The sequence below is a fragment of the Pedobacter suwonensis genome, assembly GCF_044762335.1.
GTDB lineage: Bacteria > Bacteroidota > Bacteroidia > Sphingobacteriales > Sphingobacteriaceae > Pedobacter.
Genome location: NZ_JBIWEB010000005.1, coordinates 154,355 through 179,815 on the forward strand (window position 1 = coordinate 154,355; position 25,461 = coordinate 179,815).

24 protein-coding genes are annotated in these 25,461 nt (G+C 39.0%); 18 read left to right on the forward strand and 6 right to left on the reverse strand.

Annotated features, from left to right (window positions below; genetic code table 11):
• Positions 1-62: 62 nt before the first annotated feature.
• Positions 63-899 (forward strand): N-acetylmuramoyl-L-alanine amidase, encoded by an 837-nt coding sequence (locus ACIQXP_RS10320; protein ID WP_293745135.1) that lies wholly within the window; start codon positions 63-65, stop codon positions 897-899.
• Positions 900-1,301: 402 nt separating this feature from the next.
• Here ACIQXP_RS10320 and ACIQXP_RS10325 read toward each other — a convergent pair whose 3' ends face one another.
• On the reverse strand, positions 1,302-2,957 hold the full coding sequence (locus ACIQXP_RS10325; RefSeq protein WP_387505437.1) for a glutamine--tRNA ligase/YqeY domain fusion protein: 1,656 nt from the start codon (positions 2,955-2,957) through the stop codon (positions 1,302-1,304).
• A gap of 113 nt (positions 2,958-3,070) precedes the next feature.
• On the opposite strand from ACIQXP_RS10325, the gene ACIQXP_RS10330 reads away from it, so the two are divergent.
• The 7 genes from ACIQXP_RS10330 (at position 3,071) to ACIQXP_RS10360 (ending at position 8,147) form a co-directional block, all read left to right on the forward strand.
• Entirely contained in the window at positions 3,071-3,493 is a 423-nt protein-coding gene (locus tag ACIQXP_RS10330) for a cobalamin B12-binding domain-containing protein (protein ID WP_387505436.1), read from the forward strand.
• 3 nt (positions 3,494-3,496) lie between these two features.
• Positions 3,497-4,276 carry an enoyl-CoA hydratase/isomerase family protein gene (locus tag ACIQXP_RS10335; protein WP_387505435.1) on the forward strand — a complete coding sequence of 260 codons (780 nt, stop codon included), beginning with the start codon at positions 3,497-3,499 and terminating at the stop codon, positions 4,274-4,276.
• Positions 4,277-4,422: 146 nt separating this feature from the next.
• On the forward strand, positions 4,423-5,841 hold the full coding sequence (locus ACIQXP_RS10340; RefSeq protein ID WP_293745138.1) for a sigma-54-dependent transcriptional regulator: 1,419 nt from the start codon (positions 4,423-4,425) through the stop codon (positions 5,839-5,841).
• Between the two features lie 64 nt (positions 5,842-5,905).
• Positions 5,906-6,955: an AI-2E family transporter gene (locus ACIQXP_RS10345; RefSeq protein ID WP_293745139.1), complete on the forward strand. Its 1,050-nt coding sequence runs from the start codon at positions 5,906-5,908 to the stop codon at positions 6,953-6,955.
• A 71-nt stretch (positions 6,956-7,026) separates the two neighbouring features.
• A complete protein-coding gene (locus ACIQXP_RS10350; protein ID WP_047800161.1) occupies positions 7,027-7,293 on the forward strand; it encodes a YtxH domain-containing protein in 267 nt (88 codons plus the stop codon).
• A gap of 52 nt (positions 7,294-7,345) precedes the next feature.
• Positions 7,346-7,723 carry a phage holin family protein gene (locus ACIQXP_RS10355; protein WP_387505434.1) on the forward strand — a complete coding sequence of 126 codons (378 nt, stop codon included), beginning with the start codon at positions 7,346-7,348 and terminating at the stop codon, positions 7,721-7,723.
• Complete coding sequence (locus ACIQXP_RS10360; RefSeq protein ID WP_387505433.1) at positions 7,710-8,147, forward strand: hypothetical protein; 438 nt, start codon at positions 7,710-7,712, stop codon at positions 8,145-8,147. Before ACIQXP_RS10355 ends, ACIQXP_RS10360 begins: the two co-directional genes overlap by 14 nt.
• A 487-nt stretch (positions 8,148-8,634) precedes the next feature.
• Here ACIQXP_RS10360 and aspS read toward each other — a convergent pair whose 3' ends face one another.
• The 4 genes from aspS to ACIQXP_RS10380 form a co-directional block, all read right to left on the reverse strand.
• Positions 8,635-10,380: an aspartate--tRNA ligase gene (aspS, locus tag ACIQXP_RS10365; RefSeq protein WP_387505432.1), complete on the reverse strand. Its 1,746-nt coding sequence runs from the start codon at positions 10,378-10,380 to the stop codon at positions 8,635-8,637.
• 182 nt (positions 10,381-10,562) lie between these two features.
• Entirely contained in the window at positions 10,563-11,132 is a 570-nt protein-coding gene (locus tag ACIQXP_RS10370; RefSeq protein WP_387505431.1) for a Crp/Fnr family transcriptional regulator, read from the reverse strand.
• 29 nt (positions 11,133-11,161) lie between these two features.
• Positions 11,162-11,386 (reverse strand): DUF2798 domain-containing protein, encoded by a 225-nt coding sequence (locus ACIQXP_RS10375; protein WP_293745143.1) that lies wholly within the window; start codon positions 11,384-11,386, stop codon positions 11,162-11,164.
• 190 nt (positions 11,387-11,576) lie between these two features.
• Positions 11,577-11,981, reverse strand: a complete 405-nt coding sequence (locus tag ACIQXP_RS10380; protein WP_293745144.1) for a hypothetical protein — start codon at positions 11,979-11,981, stop codon at positions 11,577-11,579.
• A gap of 833 nt (positions 11,982-12,814) precedes the next feature.
• On the opposite strand from ACIQXP_RS10380, the gene ACIQXP_RS10385 reads away from it, so the two are divergent.
• The 5 genes from ACIQXP_RS10385 to ACIQXP_RS10405 all read left to right on the forward strand — a co-directional run bounded on the left by ACIQXP_RS10385 (position 12,815) and on the right by ACIQXP_RS10405 (position 17,453).
• Positions 12,815-13,372, forward strand: coding sequence for an RNA polymerase sigma factor (locus ACIQXP_RS10385; protein WP_293743807.1), 558 nt, complete (start codon positions 12,815-12,817; stop codon positions 13,370-13,372).
• Positions 13,365-13,892, forward strand: coding sequence for a hypothetical protein (locus ACIQXP_RS10390; protein WP_293743809.1), 528 nt, complete (start codon positions 13,365-13,367; stop codon positions 13,890-13,892). The genes ACIQXP_RS10385 and ACIQXP_RS10390 overlap by 8 nt, the downstream gene beginning before the upstream one ends.
• 148 nt (positions 13,893-14,040) lie before the next feature.
• Positions 14,041-15,327 carry a hypothetical protein gene (locus tag ACIQXP_RS10395; RefSeq protein WP_387505430.1) on the forward strand — a complete coding sequence of 429 codons (1,287 nt, stop codon included), beginning with the start codon at positions 14,041-14,043 and terminating at the stop codon, positions 15,325-15,327.
• A gap of 143 nt (positions 15,328-15,470) precedes the next feature.
• Positions 15,471-16,838 (forward strand): S41 family peptidase, encoded by a 1,368-nt coding sequence (locus ACIQXP_RS10400; protein ID WP_387505429.1) that lies wholly within the window; start codon positions 15,471-15,473, stop codon positions 16,836-16,838.
• Positions 16,839-16,901: 63 nt separating this feature from the next.
• Positions 16,902-17,453, forward strand: a complete 552-nt coding sequence (locus ACIQXP_RS10405) for a TlpA family protein disulfide reductase (protein ID WP_387505428.1) — start codon at positions 16,902-16,904, stop codon at positions 17,451-17,453.
• An 18-nt stretch (positions 17,454-17,471) separates the two neighbouring features.
• Here ACIQXP_RS10405 and ACIQXP_RS10410 read toward each other — a convergent pair whose 3' ends face one another.
• Positions 17,472-18,362 (reverse strand): bestrophin family protein, encoded by an 891-nt coding sequence (locus tag ACIQXP_RS10410; RefSeq protein ID WP_387505427.1) that lies wholly within the window; start codon positions 18,360-18,362, stop codon positions 17,472-17,474.
• A gap of 151 nt (positions 18,363-18,513) precedes the next feature.
• Here ACIQXP_RS10410 and ACIQXP_RS10415 point away from each other — a divergent pair, with 151 nt between their 5' ends.
• The 5 genes from ACIQXP_RS10415 to ACIQXP_RS10435 all read left to right on the forward strand — a co-directional run bounded on the left by ACIQXP_RS10415 (position 18,514) and on the right by ACIQXP_RS10435 (position 25,340).
• Positions 18,514-20,037: an MFS transporter gene (locus tag ACIQXP_RS10415; RefSeq protein ID WP_387505426.1), complete on the forward strand. Its 1,524-nt coding sequence runs from the start codon at positions 18,514-18,516 to the stop codon at positions 20,035-20,037.
• Between the two features lie 5 nt (positions 20,038-20,042).
• Positions 20,043-20,294 carry a DUF6814 family protein gene (locus ACIQXP_RS10420; RefSeq protein ID WP_387505425.1) on the forward strand — a complete coding sequence of 84 codons (252 nt, stop codon included), beginning with the start codon at positions 20,043-20,045 and terminating at the stop codon, positions 20,292-20,294.
• 318 nt (positions 20,295-20,612) lie between these two features.
• Positions 20,613-21,569: a pectinesterase family protein gene (locus ACIQXP_RS10425; RefSeq protein WP_387505424.1), complete on the forward strand. Its 957-nt coding sequence runs from the start codon at positions 20,613-20,615 to the stop codon at positions 21,567-21,569.
• A 158-nt stretch (positions 21,570-21,727) separates the two neighbouring features.
• Positions 21,728-23,401, forward strand: a complete 1,674-nt coding sequence (locus ACIQXP_RS10430) for a glycoside hydrolase family 28 protein (protein ID WP_387505423.1) — start codon at positions 21,728-21,730, stop codon at positions 23,399-23,401.
• A gap of 4 nt (positions 23,402-23,405) precedes the next feature.
• A complete protein-coding gene (locus ACIQXP_RS10435) occupies positions 23,406-25,340 on the forward strand; it encodes a glycoside hydrolase family 88 protein (RefSeq protein ID WP_387505422.1) in 1,935 nt (644 codons plus the stop codon).
• Positions 25,341-25,461: the final 121 nt, after the last annotated feature.

Genomic DNA, 25,461 nt, shown 5'->3' on the forward strand with positions numbered 1-25,461 from the left:
TGATGCATTGGGCGAAGTTTAGCATAACTTTGTACCTTCATTTTTTTAAAATCAACATGCCCATGCTGTTCTCCAATTTATACAAAACATCTTTATTAACTGCTTTTTCTCTGGTCATGATTTTAGCCTCATGCACAACCAACAGGTACGCGGCAACAGAAAAAATTTATAAGGATAAGGCAAAGGGCTTTGCAGAAATTATCGGAACGGTACCTCCAGCCGGGCAATTATACGATTCGTTAAATCCAACAAATCAGCAGTGGATTGGTTCTGTAAATTTTGGAATACGCAAACCAAATTTTGTGGTGATCCATCATACGGCTCAGGACAGTTTAGCGCAAACCATAAAAACATTTTTTTCTACCAAAGCCGGTACCAGCGCGCATTACGTAATTGGCCGGGATGGTAAAGTGGTGCATATGGTTAATGATTACTTACGTGCAAACCATGCCGGTGTGAGTAAATGGGGAAAAGATACTGATCTTAATTCTTCATCAATTGGCATTGAGCTGGATAATAATGGCTTAACCGACCCCTGGCCTGATGCACAGATCAATAGCTTGCTAAAATTACTGGCAACGCTAAAAAAAACATATAACATACCGACGGCGAATTTCATTGGCCATGCAGATATTGCACCAGGCCGTAAAAATGACCCCAGGAATTTCCCGTGGAAGAAATTGGCAGACAAGGGTTTCGGGTTTTGGTATGATGAGGTGTTGAAAAATCCACCTGCAGACTTTGATACAGAAAAAGCCCTTAAATACATTGGTTACAATACCGCTAACCTGCCGGCTGCCATTGAAGCTTTCAAAATACATTTTATACAATCAGACATCACAAAAACTTTAACACCGGTTGATATTTTGGTGTTGTATAACCTTTATACGAAATATTAAGCGGAGTGGCTTTTGTTGTAGATTGCACTCGTGCCATCGTCATGAGGGATAGATTTTATAAAAATCATATAGATTACAGAGGAGTTTTTTTGTAGTGATAGGCATTGAGGAATCGTCATTGCGAGAAGGCCTTTTCAGCCGACGGAGCAATCTTACAACGATCGCTGCTAGCGTGCGCTTAAGATTGCTTCGTACCTCGCAATGACGACTCTTTATTAAGAAATTTGTCAAAGGTAGGTTGTTCCAGGATCTTTAAAAGTGTAATGTCCAAAGTTTATGGCGTAAAAAGAATGCTAATATTTGCTATCACATTCTTCTCTGCATGCATTTGCAGCCAAATTCTGGCAAAAAAAACACGGATAATCTGTGGTTATCCGTGTCTATTTGTGGTTTAAAATATTATTAATTTGGCTTCTTAAATGTATCTTTTAGCGTTACTGTTCTATTGAAAACCAATTTATCGGCTGTTGAATCTTTATCTAAACAGAAATAACCTTTACGGATAAACTGATAGCGGCCATCCAGATCTGCATCTGCCAAAGCAGGTTCGATATAAGCGTTTGGCAATACCATTAAGCTTTCAGGATTTAAATAATCTTTAAAATCACCTTCTTCAGCATCTGGTGTTTCTGAAACAAATAAACGATCGTAAAGGCGGATTTCGGCTGTTTTAGCGTGTGGTGCACTCACCCAATGGATGGTTCCTTTAACATTGATCCCGCTTGTGTCGCTTCCGCTTTTCGATTCCGGAATGTAAGTGCAATGAATTTCGGTCACGTTTCCGTTTTCGTCCTTCACAAAATCTTCGCATTTAACAATATAGGCGAATTTTAAGCGTACCATTGCCCCAGGAGCCAGGCGGAACCATTTTTTTGCCGGCACTTCCATAAAATCTTCACGTTCTATCCAAAGCTCATTGCAAAAAGGGATCACACGTGTGCCACCGCCGTCTTCAGCTTCAGGATTATTTTCACCGGTTAAATCTTCTGTGCCTTTTTCGTAATTCGTAATGACCAGTTTAATCGGGTCTAAAACTGCCATTACGCGATTAGCCGTTTTATTTAAATCCTCACGGATGCAGAATTCCAATAAGCTGAGTTCAATTAAGTTTTCGCGCTTGGCAATACCGATACGTTCGCAAAACTCGCGGATACTTTTTGGCGTAAAACCTCTCCTACGCAAACCGCTGATGGTAGGCATGCGCGGATCGTCCCATCCGTTTACCAGGTTTTCGTTAACCAGTTGAAGCAGCTTACGCTTACTCATTACTGTACTGGTGAGATTTAAACGGGCAAATTCATATTGCTTTGAAGGAAAAATTTCTAATTTTTCGATAAACCAATCGTATAATTCGCGGTGCGAAACATATTCTAAGGTACAGATGGAGTGGGTAATATGCTCAATACTATCGCTTTGTCCGTGAGCAAAATCGTACATTGGATAAATGCACCATTTATTGCCTGTTCGGTGGTGTTCGGCATGTTTAATGCGATAAATAATCGGATCGCGCATTAACATGTTCGGACTGGCCATATCGATTTTAGCTCTCAAAATATAAGCACCATCAGGAAATTCTCCATTTTTCATTTTCGTGAAAATGTCTAAATTCTCCTCAATGCTGCGGTTTCGGTATGGGCTATCCTGTCCTGGTTCAGTTGGTGTGCCTTTTAAAGCTGCAATTTCGTCTGCAGAGCTTTCATCAACATAAGCCAGACCTTTTTCAATTAACTTAACGGCGAAGCCATACAGCTCATCAAAATAATCTGAAGCATATAATTCATTTTTCCAGTTAAAGCCCAGCCACCTGATATCTTCTTGCTGACTGTTTACATATTCTGTTTTTTCCGTAACCGGATTGGTATCGTCAAAACGTAGGTTGGTATAACCGCCGTATTTTTGTGTTAGTCCGAAATTTAAGCATATCGCTTTAGCGTGGCCAATGTGTAGATAACCATTAGGTTCAGGCGGGAAACGCGTAACCAAAGTTTCATACTTACCACTATTTAAGTCGTTCTCAACAATTTCTTCAATAAAGTTCAATGACTTTTCTTCACTCATAAAAACCTGTAAATTAGGAATGCAAATGTAAAAAGATTAGTGCAATTCTACTTGTTTTAGTTAATGATTAATTTGAAAGCCAAAATCGATACATTTACATCAACTTAATATGAATGATGAGCAAAGTATTAAATCGGCCTATCCGTGTTTTAGTAGCTAAAGTTGGATTAGACGGCCATGACAGAGGTGCTAAAGTAATTGCAACTTCCTTAAGGGACGCCGGCATGGAGGTAATTTATACTGGCTTGCGCCAGACCCCTGAAATGGTGGTAAACACTGCACTTCAGGAGGATGTAGATGCCATCGGGATCTCTATTCTATCTGGTGCACACATGACGGTTTTTCCAAAGATTATTCATTTTATGAAAGAAAAACAGTTGGATGATGTGTTATTAACCGGCGGTGGGATTATCCCGGAGGCAGATCGGTTGAAACTAGCCGCTATGGGTGTTGGAGAGCTGTTTCCTCCGGGTACAACAGTGGCCAGTATTGTAGAATATATTCAGAATTGGGTAACAGAAAATAGAAATTTTTAAGCTATGGCATATCAAAATTTAATTTCAGAACTAAAGGAAAACATTTTATATGTTACGATAAATCGGGAAAAGGCACTAAATGCTCTAAATAAAGATACGTTGGCAGAACTGGGCGATGTAATTGCCTACGCAGATAAAACGGATGAGGTAAGGGGTGTTATTTTAACCGGCGCGGGTGAAAAGGCCTTCGTTGCAGGAGCCGATATTAAAGAATTTTCTGATTATAGCGGTAAGCAGGGAGAAGATTTAGCAAAAATTGGTCAAGATCAGGTTTTTAATGCCATCGAAAATTCCTCAAAACCATTTATTGCTGCAATTAATGGCTTTGCTTTAGGTGGCGGATTGGAGTTGGCTATGGCCTGCCACATGCGTATTGCGGCAGACCATGCAAAGTTGGGTTTGCCGGAAGTTACTTTAGGATTGATTCCGGGTTACGGAGGTACGCAGCGTCTTACCCAATTGGTTGGAAAAGGCAAAGCGATAGAAATGATTACAACTGCAAGCATGATTACGGCTCCAGCGGCAGAAAAGATAGGGCTGGTAAATTACGTTGTTCCGCAGCCTGATCTGATAAGCAAGGCCGAAGAAATATTGAATTTGATCAAACAACGTGCACCATTGGCTGTTTCGGCTGCCATAAAAGCGGTAATCGCAGCGGTGAACAATGATAATGGCTATGCTACCGAAATTGAGGCTTTTGGGAAATGTTTCGAAACGGCCGATTTTAAAGAAGGTGTATCTGCATTTGTTGAAAAGAGAAAGCCAAACTTTTCCGGAAAATAGTGCAGTGTAGTATTAATTTGATATTTTGTATAACAAAAATGTTGCAAAACCTTTTCAATATAGATTTTTTTGAGTAACTATGTTATTTAATTATTAACTCTACATGTTGTCGACATATATGGGTTTTTAAGATAACAGCGCTGCTCATGAAAAAGAAGATACTCATTGTTGACGATGAAATTAGCATCGGCTTATTGCTCTCCAGATTTTTAACCAAAAAGGGATTTGAAGTTTCGAATGTAACAAGTGGTAAAAAGGTAATGCAAGCACTCAGAGAAGAGCGCTTTGATCTGGTATTGTGTGATTATCGTTTGGATGATACAAATGGAAAGGAAATTTTAATTTATGTTAAAGAGCACTATCCACATACCAGTGTGATTATTATCACGGGCTATTCAGATATTAAGCTTGCGGTAGAACTGATCAAACTTGGGGCTTTCGATTATATTGAGAAACCGCTTTATACGGATGAAATTTTAAATACCATTAATAAGGCCCTGGAAGCGCAGGGTGAATTAAGATCTGTTAAACATTTAGACCATGCCGGATGCAAGGACGTTTCCGATCGGTTTAATTGTCAGGAGTATATTAATGGCGAGAGTGCAGCTTCAGCGTTCTTGCTGAAACAGATCCAGCTCATTGCACCAACAGGTTATACCGTAATTTTAACGGGGAAAAGTGGAACGGGAAAAGAATGTGTTGCCAAAACCATTCATTTAAATAGTTCCCGTCGTGAACAGCCTTTTGTTGCTATGGATTGTGGTTCGTTAACCAAAGAATTAGCCGCGAGTGAATTTTTCGGACATGAAAAAGGAGCATTTACCGGTGCTGCCTTTACTAAAGTTGGTCATTTTGAACAAGCTAATGGCGGTACATTATTTCTTGATGAGGTCGGTAATTTGTCGTACGAAATTCAGGCAACCTTGCTCAGGGCGGTGCAGGAGCGGAAAATAAAGCGGATTGGCAGTACAAAGGAGATTGATGTGGATGTACGGCTTATTGTAGCTACCAATGAAAATTTAAAGGAAGCGATCGAGAAGGGTGCATTTAGGGAAGATTTATATCATCGATTTGATGAATTTTCGATACACGTGCCGGCATTAAAAGATCGTGACCAGGATATCCTGATTTTTGCCGAACACTTTTTGGCGACAGCAAACCAAGAACTGAATAAAGAAATCAAAGGCTTTTCTGATGAAGTGAAGCAGTGTTTATTGGCATACCACTGGCCTGGTAACGTACGCGAGCTGAAGAACGTGATCAGGCGAATTGCCCTATTAACTGATGGCGACTGGATTGAGCCGCAGGTTTTGCCATTGGAATTTGGGATGGCTGATTACCCGAAGAAACCGGGTGAAAAAAAAGCCGCACTTTTTCCGCATAGGTCAAATCACGATCCGTCTCTCAATTTACGCCATGCGGCTAAAGAAGCTGAATATCATACTATTTTAGAAGTATTGAGAGCGGTTAATTTTAACAAAACCAAGGCGGCAAAAATCTTGAATATCGACAGAAAAACACTTTATAATAAAATCAAATTTATTGATCCTGAAAAAGGAATATAAATCTTAAATCGGGAAAACAAAACCGGCGGTTTCAGGATTTAAAGAATAACCTTATTGTCTAAAAATGTCAGTATTTTCTTATAAGCAACGAAATAACATCAACCTGGTTATTATTATTGCGCTTGGGGTGTTGATTGCATATTCCCTGCAGAGTATCTTTGGTGCAATTTTAAGTACTTTGGTGTTATATACGATCATGAGGCCTGCCTATATCCATTTGGCAGAACACAGGGGTTGGAACAAAAGAGTAACGGCTATTTTCCTCATTGTCATTTCCATTATACTTATTGTGATGCCTTTTTATGCGTTAAGCAGCATGGTGATCAGTAAAATTTCAGAACTGAAGAATAATGAGGTTTTTTTCAGGAATTTACTGATCAAACTACAGCACCTCATTCCGTTTAAAATTAATCAGGGTCTTATTCAGGAAGGATTAAACCGCTTAGGCAATTGGGCTACCGATCTTTTTCCTTCTTTACTATCAAGTGCAGTAAATATTGTGTTAAGCTTGTTGGTCGTTTACTTTTTACTCTACTTTATGCTGATCGAGCGGAAAAGATTCGAGTTTTCCCTGATAAAATATGCCCCATTTAGGGAACAAAACGCGCTTCGTTTTGGCGATGAAATGAGAAATACCACCTATGCGAATGTATTGGGCCAGGGATTAATCTGTCTTGTTCAAGGCTCACTGGTAAGCCTGTCTTTTTATGTTTTGGGTTATAAAGACCCGATGTTTTGGGGTGTAATTACAACTTTTATTTCCTTTGTACCGGTTTTAGGACCTCCTGTTGTTTTTGTGCCCGCTGCGATTTTACAGATCGCAAACGGAAATAATTTTGCAGGTTGGGCCATGCTTGTTTTCGGTTTTGTAGTCATTATCAATATTGATAATGTGCTGCGGTTTATGATTGCAAAAAAAGTTGGCAATATTCATCCTATAATAACAGTAATTGGCGTAATTATTGGTATACCTTTATTCGGAATACTGGGCCTTGTTTTTGGTCCGCTACTATTATCTTATTTTATACTGTTGGTTAAGATTTACGAAACCAGCACGCTTGCATCAGAAAGATTGGAAAGAATTAAAACAAATAATGAGCATAGCGAGTTATAATATAGCTTAACAATAAATAATGTAGTAGTTTTATATTGTACATCATTGTTAAACCCTTAAAATAATTAATTATGAATGATAACTCAAAAGTTGTAGTTGCGCTTTTAGCTGGCTTAGCTGCCGGTGCAGCTCTAGGAATTTTGTTCGCACCAGATAAAGGTGATGAAACCCGTGATAAACTTAGCCAGTCATTGAAAGATCTTGGCGATTCTATCAAAGATAAAGCTGCAGATGAGATTAATAATCTGGCTAGCCTGAAAGATAAAGTAGTAGACTCGATTAAAACTAAATTGAGAAGCGTAGAAGAAGAATATAGCGACGACGTAGAGCACGCATAATAAATAAATATTGCATAGCCGGGTTTTTACCCGGCTAAATCTCATCTGAACTATGCAAGAGAATAAAGATAAAAGTATTGAAGATCTGGTAGATGACGCCAAAGGCTTTTTAGATGCCAGGGTTGAGTATACCAGACTTTATATTGTAGAAAAAGCGTCGAAAATTTTTGCTGATCTGGTAACCAGTACCACTGTTATTGTTTGCTTTATTTTGGCCTTTTTATTCGGCTCTGTAACATTGGCACTATACGTATCCGACCTTCTTGGCAGTTATGCAGGAGGTTTTGGCTGTGTTTCCCTATTCTATATTTTACTGGCCGTTATTGTTTATTTAACGAAAGATAAATACATTGAAAAAGCCATTATCAATATAGCGATCAGGAAATATTTTGATAAACTTGCAGATAAGGAGGAAGATGAGAAGTTATAAAGACATCCGTAACCTGGAAGACTTGCAGGCCAGAAAATTAGAACTCAAGGTGGAGTATACGCTTAAGCAGAATATGCTTAAAACAGATGCTAAAACTTACTTTAAACAATTTACGCTTAGTGCATTAATAAAGAAATATGCAACGCCTAATAACCTTTTCAAAGCCGATGAAAAATTAAATATCAGCGGTACAGCCATGTCATTGCTTTTACCTATGGTGATGAATAAAACCCTATTCAGAGGTGCTGGTTTTTTAACTAAGGCAGCTGTTGGATTCGTATCTGGTAAGGTTGGTAAATCGCTTGATGCGGAACATTTATCGGCAATTTTTAACTCTGTTAAGGGCTGGTTCGGTAAAAAGAAAGAAAAAAAGGAAAAGAAGTTTATTGACTATGGGATTCCACCTGATAGTGAAACTTATTAACCTAATTCGATTATTAATATTACCTGTCGGTAGCTTATATTGAATTTTTGATTAATCGACCGTCACCCTGAACCGAGCCTTGGCGAGCTCACCGAAGGTAATTCATTTCAGGGTCTTCCCTGCTAAAAAGATGCTGACCACGGAGTAGCTACAAGGCCATTGAAAATATTATTTCTACTCGTAAAACAAGTTCAGCATGACGAATCGGTCAGGGATAGGGTGCTTGTAAGACAGTATTTTACTAAATAATTATCGAGTTCAGGTTATTTAACATTGTGTCACTCGGAATTAGTTCATTATTGACATAATGACTAGATGAAGATAAAAAAGCCTCAGGATTTTAAATTATGAGGCTTTTTTATGCTTTTCATTACCTGATCCGATAGTTGTATTTATTCAGGATCTTCTTAAAAATGCTAATCATGCAGTAATTATGGCACGATTTAATGTACTACTACTTGTCATAATTTGAGCACGTCGGGATCTATTACAAATCCGTCTTTATCTTCAGTTCTTTCAATTGTTTTTCGTCAATAGTACTTGGACTATCAATCATCACATCTCTGCCCGAATTGTTTTTAGGGAAGGCAATCACATCACGAATAGAATCCAAACCAGCAAAAATTGAGGTTAAGCGATCGAAACCAAAGGCAATACCGCCATGAGGAGGTGCGCCAAATTCGAATGCATCCATTAAGAAACCGAATTGCTTTTGTGCTTCTTCCGCGCTAAAACCTAGATGTTTAAACATTAAGGCTTGCAATTCCCTATCATGGATACGGATAGACCCGCCACCTACTTCCGTTCCGTTAATGACCAAATCGTATGCATTGGCGCGTACTTCACCTGGTTTGGTATCTAACAAAGCAATATCTTCAGGTTTTGGCGAGGTGAACGGGTGGTGCATGGCATGGTAGCGTTCTGTTTCTTCATCCCACTCTAAAAGCGGAAAATCCAATACCCAAAGGGCAGAGAAGGTATTTTTATCGCGTAAACCTAAACGGTTGCCCATTTCTAAGCGAAGCTCATTCAGTTGTTTACGCACTTTATCGGTAGAACCGGCCAAGATCAATAATAAGTCGCCTTTTTCTGTTGCGAAAGCTTCACTCCATTGTTTAAGATCTTCCTCATTGAAGAATTTATCAACTGAAGATTTTATAGTTCCGTCATCATTATGACGGGCATAAATCAAGCCTGTGGCGCCGATTTGCGGGCGTTTGATAAAATCTGTTAGTTCATCCAGTTGCTTTCGTGTATAGCCTGCTGCACCTTTAGCATTGATACCAACAATTAACTCTGCGTTGTCAAATACAGGGAAACCTTTGCCTTTTACCAGGTGGTTAAGTTCTACAAACTGCATGGCAAAACGGGTATCCGGTTTATCAGAACCATACAAACGCATCGCATCTGCATATTGCATACGGGGTACCTCTGGTAAATCATAGTTACGTACTTCTTTAAATAAAGTACGGATCAAGCCTTCAAAAGTACTTAAGATATCTTCCTGTTCAATGAACGACATTTCGCAATCGATCTGCGTAAATTCCGGCTGACGGTCGGCCCTTAAATCTTCATCCCTGAAACATTTTACAATCTGAAAATAACGGTCAAAACCTGAAACCATCAACAATTGTTTAAAGGTTTGTGGCGATTGAGGCAAAGCATAAAACTCACCTTCGTTCATGCGGCTAGGCACCACAAAATCTCTCGCTCCCTCTGGTGTAGATTTAATTAATACAGGCGTTTCTACCTCAATAAAATCTAAGGCATCTAAATAACGGCGAACCGATTGGGCCATTTTATGACGTAAAACCAGGTTATTGCGCACCGGGTTACGGCGTAGATCCAGATAACGGTATTTCATACGCAACTCATCACCACCATCTGTTTCATCATCGATCATGAATGGAGGTAATTTCGCCGCGTTTAAAATCTCCAAATCAGAAACTTTAATCTCTACTTCACCGGTCGGCATTTTTGGGTTTTTATTGCTTCTTTCTACAACCGTACCAACCGCTTTGATCACAAATTCACGACCTAAAGTACGTGCGGTTTCACAAAGCCCGCGATTATCGTCCATGTTAAAAACCAACTGGGTAATACCATAACGATCACGGATGTCGATAAAAGTCATACCGCCTAAATCTCTTGATTTTTGTACCCAACCACATAGCGTAACACTTTCGCCTAAGTTATTTAGGTTTAATGCACCACAAGTTACTGTTCTTAACATATCTATAATCTAAATTGAGCGGCAAAAATACCGATTTTGTTTTAAAGTTTAGGATAGAAGAGTTAAGGAAATTTTGTGCTGGTGATTTTATAATTGCTTTAAGGCAAAGATCCTGAGATTACCAAGAAACAGGTAAATAAAACAAACCTGCTAATGCTTAAAAACTGTTACCCTTGAATAAGCTATGCTTTTGATTTTAATCTGCTCAGCGTTTCTTGTGATATGTTCAGGTAAGAAGCCACCATCCTATTAGGCAGGCGCACTACCACAGTTGGATTCTGCGCCAGCAACTGGCGGTAACGCTCGGTCGCATTGAGTGTAATAAACGACATTAATCGGTTGGTATTGGTTACATAAGCATATTCCAGATAATGGCGGTAAAATTTCTCCCACTGCGGGATCATTTTAAGCAACTGTTGAAAATCGTTTTGCGAAATGTAGTATAGCCTCGTATCTTCTACAGCTTGGACATATTCCTTTGAGATATCATTGGTAATGAAACTTACCAGCGCTGAGGCAAACTGATTTTCAAAAGCAAAATGCCGGGTGGCTTCCGTACCACCGGCTGTTAAGAAGAAAATTCGTAAGCAACCTTTATCAATAAAGTAAAGACGCTGACATGTTTCCCCAGGACTGATCAGGATTTCGTTTTTCTTTACCTGCACCATCTTGAAAAAAGACAATACCTGTTCGAGCTCCGCATCGCTAATGATAATTTTTGCACTGATATAACTAGAAAGCTGTTCTTGCATGATATGACTTCTGCCAAATGTAACAATGTTTAGGTTTTGGAGGTAACCTTCTCAGCCAGTTTACGTGCGTTGGGAATAATAATGAAAGCTGCCAGATAAGCTACGGGTAACATTACGCTCCAGGCCTTTAAAAATTTGAGGAACCAATCCTCGCCGAAACCATAGTTTCGCATTAAACCTACAAATGCCATAATTAATGTCATTGGGATCACTACAAAAAGTGTGTTGATGTGTTTGAAATATTCTTTTTTCATATTGATTTTTTTAATACATCAAAGTTGAGGGTATTAAAAAACTTAACCTTTGATGTAAGTCAAAAAATGAAGCAAGTTAAATTTAAGTAACATGACAAACCTGATAAAAATATTTATGATTTCTTATGAATAGAATTTAGAAACCTGAATTCGATTCATGATTTTTTTCGAAGATATTCATAATGAAGGTTTAATATTTTTCTTCCAGCACAATTTCAAGCGCAATTACTTTCCACTCTCCCTTAATATTTTTCCAATGATAAATTTCTTCAGTCTGTACGGTCTGTTTTTTTGAAAAAATAAGTAGGTTTGGTTTTATAATAACCGATTTACGTGCAATTTTCTCAGTAAAAATATCATTCTCTGCAGAAGATTTGATTCTATAATGACTGGTTTGTATGGTTTTGGCTCCGCTGAAATATTTTTTGAGGTCGATGGTAAAATCACGTTTGTTTATCGCAGTTTTTTCAAAGGGTGTGAAACTCAAATCGTCGGCGAACATATCCGTATACGCCACGACATCTTTACTCTCCAGCGCCAGGTTTGCTTTTTTATGTATTTCGTTTATTGCTGAAATGATTAAATCGGTTTCCATGCCATGAAGTTAGCTGTTTGGATCAGGGATTTCAAATTTATGATGAACTCGCAGCTGAATTTCCATAAATGTTAAAAAGTAAAGGCATTTAATTGCCGATACTTATCAATCACTTTTGTTTTCTGGAAATGAGCGGCAGCATTTCATCGGTTTATTTAACAAGGGGTTGTTTCAGTGGTACCAAACTTTGTATCTAAATCCGATTGTCGGGGAGCGCTTCCGATCCTTCATCGGAACTCGTACCCAAAGCGGGACTGAAATGGCTAAAAGTGAAGAACCCCGCATTTCCCAATACTTAAAAAGTATTTCTATGTTTTGGAAATGAAAGGCAGCATTTCATAGGTGCTTTCGCCCCGCCATTCGCTTGTAGTCCTCATTTCGTTTCCGTCCATTCCGGGCTACTCGCTGCTGTCGGGTTTATTAACAAAGGTTTGTTCAAAATAGCTATTTTAAATGGTTAATTAAAGATTTCGGTTTCTAGCACATGCTTAGGTTAATTAAACCTGATCGGACGGACGCCAATTTCCTTCAAATTGGCTGGAGGGAGAGCAGGACTGAAAATGCCAAAGGCACAGAACCCCTTGTTTCCAAAACCTGAAATCAATAGTCATCTGTTGAAATAGTGTTTTAAAAGAGCCTGATTTATATGTATTCGTCATGCTGAATTTATTGGCGATTCAGAATTGAAAATATCTTACCTGAGATAATTTAAATATACTATGTTTCAGATATTTCCGCAGTGTTAACCTGAAATTAAGATATTTTAAAATTTTTTCTACCTTGATGCAACGTTTTAAAATTACTGATGTCTTATCATCAGAATATTCGAAATTTTGGAAGCCGTATACATCGATAAAAACCTCGAACTCGTAAAAAAATGCATGCAGGGCAGTCGCGCAGCACAGTTTGAATTATACAAGCTGTATGCCAAGGCAATGTATAATGTGGCACTGCGCATTTTAAATTATGAGGAAGAGGCGGAAGATGTTTTACAGGAAGCATTTTTAGATGCATTTACCAGAATTGTAGATTTTAGACAGGAAACTACCTTCGGCCTTTGGCTAAAGCAGATAGTGATCAACAAATCCATCAATTACCTGCGTAAGCGCAAGATGGAGTTTGTAAGTACAGACGAAATATCGGAAGTGCCTGATGAAGATAGTTTTGATTACAGTGAAATGCAGTTACAGGCCGAAGAGATAAGGCAGGCCATTACCCACTTGCCAGACGGTTACAGGGTGGTGCTGAGTTTGTACCTGTTAGAGGGTTATGACCATGAGGAGATTGCACACATTTTAAAAATAAGCGAAAATACCAGCCGTACACAGTACATGAGGGCTAAAAAAAAGTTAAAGAGTATTTTAGAAATGAAAGGGATGAGAGATGAATAATAGATTAGAAACCTTTGTAAAAGAAAACCGAAAGGCTTTCGATATCATGGAGCCTTCGGCAGATCTTTGGGCAAAAATTGAACAGGGTTTAGATAACAAAAAGAAAAAAAAACCGGTAAAACTGTATTTATGGATGAGCGCAGCGGCAGCTGTAGTGGTCGTTTTTGGTTTGGTCTGGTTATGCGTAGGGAAATTGCAAAACAAAGATTTAGAAATAGCCGACGTTAGTGCTTCATATGCCAAAAAGGAAGTCCATTTTACTGGTCTAATTACCGAAAAGAGGGATAGCTTAGCCATTTTTGCCTCTGCAAATCCGGAACTTTATAAAAAATTTACGGCTGATTTAAGAAAACTCGATGAAGATTACGAAAAATTAAAAGCAGAGTTGCCAACTTCGCCCAACCAGACTTTTGTGGTAAAGGCTATGGTTAAAAACCGTGAAATACAATTACAGTTATTAAAACAACAATTATTAATTATTAACCAGGTTGACGATTACAAAAGAGTTAACCAGATTTAATACAGGGCGAATAAAACAGCTCTAATACTGAAATCGGTCTTGATACTTGATTCAACACACTTGATACTAAGAGGAGAACGCTCACCACATCGAAAGTTTAAGGCCAGCCGGCAGGTTTTAAGCATACAGGTGTTTAATATTTAACAACATGAAAACAATAAAAATATTTTTGGCCTTTTTGGCTTTAATTGCCGTAAAAACCAGTGCGCAAGAAGCGATGGTGAATAGTCCATCGGAGAGCGTGGTTGTAAAAAATGTGGAGAAATCATCGCTGATAGCGATGGTAAATAACTCAAAATATAAGCAAGCGGGCAGCGATGCGGAGCGTTCAAAATCATTTAGCAAAAGTTTTAATGTGGATAGAAATGATAAGGTAAATTTAAATAACCAGTTCGGATCTATTTTGATTAAAACCTGGGATAAAAAAGAGGTACGTGTGGATATAGATATTAAAGCCTATGCCAACTCAGATGGCGATGTACAGAAATTGATCGATGGCGTAAGTATCGATGCTACTAAAAATGGCGATGTGGTTTCATTCAAAACTAACATGGGCGACAGAAACGGACGTTATGGACGTGGGATAAAAAATGGAGTAACTACCTGGCGAAGGGAAGTAAAGGTGAATTACACGGTGTTTATGCCGGCAGTAAACCCTTTAACTGTGCTACAACAATATGGTAATGTTGAAATGGGTAATTTTGCAGGTCCAACCTCACTAAAAGTGGAATACGGCAATCTTGTAGCCGGAAACCTCAGCAGTACCAACAACTATATCAATGTTCAGTACGGGAAATGTGATATTCAGGATTTAAATGCAGCTGTGATTAAGCACGAATATAACGGACCTGTAACCATTGGTGCTGTAGGGACTTTAGAACTCGTTGCGGAATACGTAGCCGTAAACATCAATACCATCAGAAAATCTGCGGATCTTAAAGTAGAGTATGGAAGAGGCTTAACCGTTGGCACTATTGGTGGGAACTTGCTCCTGGGTGCCGAATATGCCAAAGTCAACATCAATACAGTCAAAGGAAACGCGGTAGTGAAACAAGCTTACGGCGATTTGAATATTGCATCAGCAGGTAAAATTGCAGTTAATGCAGAATACTCGAATGTTAATTTAGGTACATTGAATGGTGATGCCACTATCAAAATGGATTACAACCGTTTAACTGTGAACGAAATTACTCCGGCCTGTAAAAACTTCACTTTCGGGGGTGAATATGCAAATGTTGGATTGGGCTTTGCAGATCGTTATAATGGTAATTTCAATGTTTCTACTTCTTATGCAGGCTTTAAATATGGTTCAAACGTAACATCAAGTTTGGTTAGCAAAGATGATGAAACCAAGCGGTATACGGGCAAAATCGGTAGCGGTGGCGCTGCAAACGTATCCATAAAATCTGAATATGGTTCCATTACCTTTAAATAAGACCTCATAAACCAAACAAACAAGGAGTCTTGCCGCATTGGCAGGGCTTTTTTAATATAATGTCTAAATTTTGTAAAGACGATACTTTTTTTATTGGCAAAAGAATTGAAGCCCTGAATACACCAGACAAAATAAAACAAATAATGAAAAAAATTCTTTTATTGATGCTTTTGCCATTGGCTGCTTTAGCTCAATCTAATAAATTAACCAAAGCAGATAAAATTTATGGACTATCGAAATTTTGGCAGGAAGTAAATTATAACTTCGTTTATATAAACAAAATAGACCGGGTGAAATGGGATAGTACTTATAAAGCATTAATTAATACGATACCTGAAACGCCTAATGACTATGAGTACTATCGGGAAATGCAAAGATTTTGCGCGATGCTTAAAGATGGGCATACCAATATTTACATGCCGGGCGGCAAGGATTTCGAACCGCTGAATACCATGTTCGGCGATTATCGTTTGTTTATTGAGAATGTAGAAAATAAAGCAATCATTACACATGTTAACCTGAGCAAGAAAGATGAGATCCCGGTTGGAAGCGAGATAATAGCGGTAAATGGAAAGGCCACGGCCAAATATATAGCTGAAAACGTTTCTCCATATATTTCTTCCTCTACTGACTATGTTTTACAGGATTGGGGGATCAGTAAATTACTTCAGGGGATTGAGGGCAGCCAGTTTGAAATTAAAATTAAAAAACCAGGAGGACAGGTTTTAAGTTTAAAATTAACACACGGGCACACAGCGGAAAAAGAAATTTATCCGGCCTTTCCTGCAGTATCGTCGCTTCTTGATTTTAAGTGGTATCCTAATCAGGTAGCTTATGTTGCGCTAAACTCCTTTGGAGAGGAGAAAATTGATTCTCTTTTTCTTACTAAGTTGCCGGATTTATACCAAGCCAAAGCAATAGTGATTGATTTAAGGAACAATGGAGGCGGAAGTACAGGAATTGGAAGTTATATATTAAAATATTTAACCAATGACAGCTTACTTTATGGCTCGCGCTATTCTACCAGACAACTCACTTCTGCATTCAAGGCCTGGGGTAAATACACCTCTGCAAAAGATACGGTAAATAGCGAATGGAATAAAAAGGCATTTCTGACCTATCAGGATAATTATTTCTATAATTTTGATTATTATCCGCTTAAAAATACACTCTCGGCAAAGCGGATTGTAGTACCTACAGTTTTATTAATTGGCCATAATACTGCGTCGGCCGCTGAAGACTTTTTGATTTATGCTGACAATCAAAAGCATATGATAAAGATTGGGCGAAATTCTTTCGGAAGTACCGGACAACCCTACCTCTTCGATTTACCTGGTGGTGGAAGTGCAAGAGTTTGCACAAAAAGGGATACTTATCCAGACGGCCGGGAGTTTGTTGGTAATGGTGTAAAACCGGATATAGAAGTAATCCCAACGCTAAAGGATTGTATTGCCAATAAAGATGTAACCTTGAACACCGCACTTGATTACCTCAATAAAAAGATAAAATAGTCAACACCGAATAAATGATTAAGTCTCATCTTATTAAGGGAGACTTTTTTATATTTATTGCCGATGAAAATTTACCTGATCATTCTGTTAAATATCTATTCTTTTACCGCGCTGGCCCAAGATGCCCCGGTTAAGTGGGCTACACAGGAAACTTTTTTTGAAGATCTGATTGGGAAAAGCTTACCCACTTTTAATGGGGTAACGGTCAATAACAAGCCGTTCTCCAATACCGACCTTAAAAACCAGGTGGTAGTGATTAACTTCTGGTTTGAAAAATGCCCACCCTGTATAGCCGAAATGCCAGAATTGAATAATTTTGTGGATAAATATGGTAAAAAGTCCATTCGGTTTATTGGCATTACACATGATGGCCCTGCCAGTGCCAAACGATTTCAAAAGCGCAGCGGTTACCAATATGAAATTGTATCATTAAGCAAAGATGAGATTAGAAAATTAAATATCAATCACGGTTTTCCGTCGAATGTTTTGGTTGGGAAGGATGGTAAGATTGTTTATGCCACAGCCAACATTTCTTTTTGCGATCCGCAATTTAAAGCTAAATCGGCTCTTTTTGAAGAAAAATTAAAATCGTTATTAGTCGAAGAGCAGGATTGAAGTAAGAAACCTGAAATTTTAGAGAACGTATTCGTCATTTATAGGTTTAACGGGTTCTGGAATTTCTTCTTCTTCAAGCATTTGCAGGAGATTGATTTCTATCGTTCTTGTAATTTGGTTAAGCGGAACACCAGCCGAATTGTTTTCGAAAGGGTTAACCAGGCTCATTCCATTAATCTGCGTAGAAACAAATACGAAACCGATCAACCAACCCAAAAATATAGATGCAGGCCCAGCATCCTGACTGATTACCAGGGTGAATGTTACGACAAACAGCCAGATAAATACTTTAGTCAGATAAGAATAGGTAGTAGGGAAAATGGTGTTTTTAATACGCTCGCTCATGCCCATTGAATCCGAAAATCTGGTCAGCATTTCATTGATTTCAATAAAACGGAAGCCATCAATAGCATTTGATTTTGATAATCTTTGTAAATCTCTCGATTGGATATTTAAAAGGGCATTATGCTTATTGGTATGTTTTTCTATTTCTTTCAGATCGGCCTCGGTTAAATATTTGGTATAAATCTCATCTATCGTTCCTCTCAAATTGGCCTTTAAAGCATATAAAAAACCAATATGCCTGTAAATCATACGTTTTACGCTTTCTTCGTCTTTATCAACATAATTGAGCAAGGCCCTTGTAAAAGAGCGTGAATCGTTTACCAAAGCACCCCACACTTTTCTTGCTTCCCACCACCTATCGTAAGCCTGGTTATTGTTAAAACCGATAAAAAAAGCAATGGCTGTACCTAAAAGTGTTGGGATGATAGATGGAACAGAGAAATGATGTGAGATTAAATATTCGCGTACGAGATAAGCTACGGTGCAGGAGGCAATCATGATCAGATCAACTTGCCACGTATTTCTTAAAATTCTACCTAATCTGATATTCTGTATTAACAACATATAATATGACGGAAAATGAATGAGCTACGGATGAAATTACAAAACTAAAGCCAAAATGTTTGATCATGTAACAAATTAAGTAACGAAGATTACAGGTTGCCGTTTATGGTGTAAATGTTTATCTTGGTAAACCAAATATTCCTGACCATTTATGAGCGACCATTTACCCAAGAACAATATTTTTAAAGTAATCGGTGCATCCTCTTTGGGTACATTGATCGAATGGTATGATTTTTACATCTTCGGCAGCCTTGCGGTTATCATTGGTCACCAGCTTTTTCCGGAGGATGCAGGTGCATCAGCCTTAATTAACACGCTGGCTATCTTTGCGGCGGGTTTTATTGTTCGTCCGTTTGGTGCATTGGTTTTTGGCAGACTTGGTGATTTAATTGGCCGCAAGTATACTTTTTTGCTCACTTTGGTGCTTATGGGCGGATCGACTTTTTTTATCGGGTTGATCCCTTCTTATAAAAGCATTGGTTATGCTGCCCCAATTCTGGTTTTAGTTTTGAGATTAATCCAGGGTTTGGCTTTGGGTGGCGAATATGGTGGTGCGGCTACTTATGTGGCAGAACATGCCCCAAAAAACAAACGTGGCTTTTTTACCAGCTGGATCCAGACTACCGCTACATTGGGTTTATTCCTCTCGTTAGGGATTATTGTGATCACAAAAAATATCCTGGGTGCCGAAACGTTTGGAAATTGGGGTTGGAGAATCCCTTTCTTATTATCGATTGTACTGGTTGTGGTATCGATTTACATCCGCATGAAAATGCACGAGTCGCCCCTGTTCTCTAAACTGAAAGCTGAAGGAAATATCTCTAAAAATCCATTAAAGGAAAGTTTTAACAATAAGGCAAATTTTAAAATGGTACTCCTGGCATTGTTTGGCGCCACAATGGGGCAAGGCGTAGTCTGGTACACCGGACAGTTTTATGCACAATCCTTTTTGGAAAATACCTGTAAGCTGGATTTTAACGATTCGCGGTATATTTTACTCTGGGGAATTGCTTTTGCTACGCCGTTTTTTGTGGTTTTTGGTGCCTGGAGTGATCGGGTTGGACGAAAGTGGATCATGTTAAGTGGAATGCTTTTAGGCATTCTGTTTTACCGGCCAATATATCAGGTCTTTTTGGATGATACCGATTATACCAAAATTGAACAAGCTGATATTTTAGCTGTCGCCCCAGCTCCCTCAACTGCTGTTTTAATGGAAAATTTAACCGATAGCTTACGAACCGTTTCTACCAAAGTAAGCCTTAAAAACGGAGCTTCCTTTAACAGGGTGCAAACAGATACCGTTTCTGCAACAAGGGGGATTCTTTTGGGCAAAGAAATTATAAAAGATAAAGTTTTGCCAACACCGGTATTCTGGAAATTTGTTGGCTTGATTTTCTTCCAGATTTTGCTCGTTACCATGGTTTATGGTCCAATAGCTGCTTTCCTGGTCGAATTATTTCCGACCAAAATCAGGTACACCTCTATGTCGCTGCCCTATCACATCGGCAATGGTGTTTTCGGGGGGCTTGTGCCATTTATTGCCACACTAATTGCAAGTTTTTCAGGCGCAACACCATTGTCCGGTCTTTGGTATCCAATTGGGGTGGCAGCGCTAAGTTTGGTTATTGGCGCAGTCTATTTATCAAATAAAAGAGACGAAAAAATTAACGATTAAATAAGATGAATACGTTAAAGAAATTTTTAGGCCTGGTTTGGATGGTTTTAGGACCATTAACGATGACTTATTTGTTTATCCAGGCGATAGATAAGGTAGGCTTAACGCATACCGATATCGAACGTACCAATACCATATTGCAGTGGGCAATTATTCTGTTTATTTTCCTCCCCATTAGCCTGGGTTTGATGATATTTGGCTTTTATGCCTGGAAAGGTGAGTACGATGAACTGCCAGAAAGTTCAGGAGAATTGTAGTTTTTTAGCTAAGCTCCTCACAGATTTAGCTTCCGGGCCTTGGTATCCCTGAGCTCGCTATACTCCGCCACCATTGCAGAATTCTTTAATGTGGTCGTTATCTTAAACCGGAGTAGTGCAGAACGAAGAGATCTATAAAATTAAGTCAATACTATGCAATCGTTCCCGACATCGTTTGCAATGTTTAATTTATAAAAAACTTCTTTCTGCTGAGTTTTAATGTTTAAAATTGTTCATCATATATTTTTAAAATACGGCTGCGTAATGAAGTTTAACCTTTTACGTGGCCGGTTTTAATTTTAGCCTAACCAAATAGATATGAAAGTAATCAGCCTGTTCTTTCTGCTTGTATTATCATTTGCCGCAAATGCCGCTGATGTAAAACCTGATTTTATTGTGGCTGCAGATGGAAGTGGAAATTTTAATACCATACAGGAGGCCATTTATGCGGTGCCTGATTTTAGGAATAAAATAACCGTAATCTTTATCAAAAAGGGTATTTATAAGGAGAAATTGGTATTACCTGGCTCTAAAAGGAATGTGAAATTTATTGGCGAAAGTTTAAACGAAACCATTTTAACTTATGATGACTACGCCCGGAAAAAGAATATTTTTGGTGAAGAAAAAGGGACATCCGGCTCATCGAGCTTTTACATTTATGGCGAAGGCTTTTCAGCTGAAAATATCACTTTCGAGAACTCATCAGGCCCTGTAGGACAGGCTGTAGCGGTTTGGGCAGGTGGCGATAAATTAATTTTTACCAATTGCAGGTTTTTGGGCTTTCAGGATACGCTTTATACTTATGGAGGCAATAACCGTCAATATTATAAAAACTGCTATATTGAAGGTACAGTTGATTTTATTTTCGGGGCATCGACGGCCTGGTTCGAAAGCTGCACCATTTTTTGCAAAAAAGCAGGTTATATTACGGCTGCCTCAACGGCTGATACCACAAAATTTGGTTACGTTCTCAACAAATGTACAATCAAAGGCGATGCACCAGCCAATAGCTTTTATTTGGGCCGTCCATGGAGGCCATACGCAAAAGTGGCCTATCTCAACTGCGAATTACCTGATTTTATCCGACCGGAAGGCTGGAACAACTGGGATAAAGAAAGCAATGAAAAAACGGCTTATTTTGCTGAATATAAGAGTACTGGAAAAGGATCCGGTCCTAAAAACAGGGTAAAATGGTCACACCAACTGACAGATGAAGAGTATAAAGGCTATATTTTAGAAAACGTTTTCCGTGGATGGAATCCTGAAGCAAAATAAGGCTGTAAACCTTTGATATACTGTGTTTAAAGTTCTGTCTGTAATGAGTTTTTCGACGCATTCTCCGGCAACGATTGCATAGATTTCTCTTCTGTTTTAACTTCAAACAACGTACACTTGTTATTACAATAACCAAGTATAATTTAACAGCGCAAATAATGAAACATATTTCTGGCCGTTTATGCCATATTAAAGTAGCTCTCGCTTGCTTAGTTTTAACAGCAGCTGGTTCTGCCATGGCGCAACAAAAGCCAGGCTTACCCATTATCAGGCAGGTTAAATTTAAAGAAGATACCACGAGTATTGTTGCTTTTGGCGCAAAAGACGATGGTATTACCTTAAATACCAAAAGCATTAATAAAACTATTAGCAGCGTGAGTGAAAAAGGCGGAGGAGTGGTGTTAATCCCGTCGGGTTTGTGGTTAACTGGCCCTATCGAACTAAAAAGCAACGTAAACCTGCACCTTAAACGCGATGCCATCCTACAATTTACGGCAGATTTTAATCAATACAAATTGGTAGAGGGAAACTGGGAAGGTCAACCCGCATGGCGGAACCAAAGTCCGATTTCAGGGATGAACCTTGAGAACATTGCCATTACCGGAACAGGAATTATCGACGGGAATGGTGGTGCCTGGCGTATGGTTAAAAGAGATAAACTTACTGAAACACAGTGGAAGAATCTCGTAGCATCCGGAGGCATCGTTAAAGCCGACGGAAAGATGTGGTACCCATCTGAAAAAACCCTTAAAGGCTCGAATACCAAAAATGCCGGTGTAATTGAAGCGGGCAAAACTGCCGCAGACTATGATGATATCAAAGATTTTCTCCGTCCGAATTTATTGGTGTTAACAGGCTGTAAAAAAATACTTTTAGAAGGGGTTACGTTTCAGAATTCGCCGGCGTGGAATTTACATCCTTTGCTTTGTGAAGATCTAACCTTAAGAAATTTGCAGGTAAAAAACCCTTGGTTTGCACAAAATGGCGATGGTGTTGATGTAGAATCATGTAAAAACGTATTGATTGAAGGCAGCACTTTTGACGTTGGAGACGACGGAATCTGCATTAAATCAGGAAGAGATGAAGCGGGCCGCAAACGGGGTATACCAACCGAAAACGTGATCGTTAGAAACAATGTGGTTTACCATGCTCATGGCGGTTTTGTAATCGGTAGCGAAATGAGTGGCGGGGCAAAAAACATCTGGGTGTACAACTGTTCTTTTATCGGTACTGATATTGGTTTACGCTTTAAAACTACGCGTGGCCGTGGCGGTGTGGTCGAGAATATTTATATCAATAACATCAATATGATTGATATTCCTGGCGAGGCCATTTTATTCGATATGTATTATGCAGCTGTTGATCCGGTTCCCCTGGCTGGCGAAAAGCGGGAAGCCATTAAAACCGTTACCTTTCCTGTTACCGAAGCTACCCCACAGTTCCGAAACTTTTATATTAAGGATGTAGTGGCCAATGGTGCCGAAAAAGCGATATTTTTCAGAGGTTTACCTGAAATGAATATTAAGGATATTTACCTGGAAAACGTAACCATCAAAGCCAAAAAAGGAATCGAAATTATTGAAGCTACCGGAATTTTCCTGAAGAACATCAACATCATTGCAGAAAATACCAGCCCCTTGGTGATGATCCAGAATGGATCAAATATTAATATCAGCAGCTTAAAGTACCCTGATAACAGCAAATTGCTTTTTGATGTTTCCGGCGAAAAAACAAAAGGTGTAAAAATTGTTGCAACGGATGTTTCTAAAGCTAAAACAGCTGTCGTTTTAGGTACAGGCGTAGCTAGAAAAGCACTGGAAATTTCAAAATAACAACATGATGAAACAATCAATCTTATATACAATAGTTGCATTTATTGGTTTTTCTATTTTAACACACCGTGGGTTTGCCCAAAAAAAGTTATCTGAACAGTTAACTTTAACTGCGATGGAAAAACTGTTTCAGGATACAACGCTGCTAAAAGGTGCTAAAGGCCCCAAATGGACCTACGACATGGGGGTTGTTCTGGAAGGTGCAGCTGCCGTTTGGCGAAATACCGGCGACGGGAGGTATTTTAACTATATCCAAAGTTCGATGGATGCCTATCTGGATAAAGAAGGCAACATTGCTACATATAAACCGGAAGATTTTAATATTGATAACATCAAAAATGGCCGCTCATTATTGCTGTTGTATAAAGTTACCAGGCAGCAGAAATACCTGTTAGCCGCAACTAAATTATACGATCAGCTGCAAAAGCAACCGCGTACCAGGGAGGGTGGTTTCTGGCACAAGAAAATTTATCCAAACCAGATGTGGCTGGATGGTTTATACATGGGTGAGCCATTCTACGCTGAATATGCTAAACTGATGAAAAAGGATGTTGCTTTCGATGACATTGCTAAACAGTTTATCCTGATGGAAAAAAACTCGCGTGATACAAAAACAGGGTTGCTTTACCATGGCTATGATGAAAGCAAAACCGAACAGTGGGCGGATAAGACAACCGGGCGTTCGCCAAATTTTTGGGCCAGGGCAATGGGTTGGTACATCATGGCTTTGGTGGATGTGCTGGATAATTTTCCTGCAGATCATCCGCAAAGGAAAGAATTACTGGCTATTTTAAATCGTACGGCAACTGCAGTAGTGAAATACCAGGATCCAAAATCAGGTGTTTGGTTTGATATTCTAGATATGCCAACCCGTAGAGGAAATTACCTGGAAAGTTCGGCATCGAGCATGTTTGTGTATGGTTTGGCTAAAGGCGTTCGTAAAGGCTGGTTAGCATCATCTTTTATGGCTGCGGCCAATAAAGGTTATGCGGGTTTAAAGAAAGAGTTTGTGGAAAAAGCAGGAACTGAAAGGATAAATTTGACTAAAACAGTTTCCGTATCCGGTTTGGGTGGAAAACCAAAATACCGAGATGGAAGCTTCGACTACTATATTAGTGAAAAAGTAATTACCAATGATCCGAAAGGGGTAGGCGCATTTATCTGTGCTGCTACTGAAATGGAAATAAACCAGTTGCCAAAACCGGGAAAAGGATTAACCGTTACGATTGATAATTTTTTCAACAATGAGTACATGGCTGGCCCAACCGGAGATAAAATCCCTTTCCATTACTTATGGGAAGAAGATGATAACAATGGATTTTCTCTGTTCGGAAAAATGTTTAACGATGCTGGTGTAAAAACCAATACGCTTAAAATTGCGCCAACAACTGTAAACTTAAATGGCAGCAATATTTACATTATTGTAGATCCGGATACTGAAAAAGAAACGGCCAGTCCCAATTATATGAATGCTGAGCACGCGAAGCAAATTGCAGCCTGGGTGAAAGATGGTGGGGTTTTGGTACTGCTCCTAAACGATGCAGGCAATTGCGAAATTTCAAAATTCAATGTTTTGCCCGAAAGGTTCGGAATCCATTTTAATGAAGATAGCCGCAATAAAGTTCAGGGTGCGAATTTTGAACAGGGAGCAATAAAAATTCCAGACGGCAATGCTATTTTCAAGACAGCTAAAAAAGTATACATCAAAGAAATATCAACTATTGTGGCTAAGAGTCCGGCTGTTTCTGCTTTAGCCGATAAGGGAGACGTGATTGTTGCCACTGCAAAATATGGCAAAGGAACAGTTTTCGCCGTGGGTGATCCATGGTTTTATAATGAATATATTGATGGTAGAAAATTACCTGCAGAGTTTGAAAATTTTAAAGCCACGAATGATCTGGTGAATTGGTTGATCAAGCAAGTACCGGGGAAGAAATAGGTTTATTAACCACAGATGAAGTGGATGAACACAGATAAATAGTGGTTCGTGGAGACACGAACCATGGCATAAGAGAAGGAAAAGTACTCCGTGCTAATCTGTGTCTCGGTGATAAAAACTA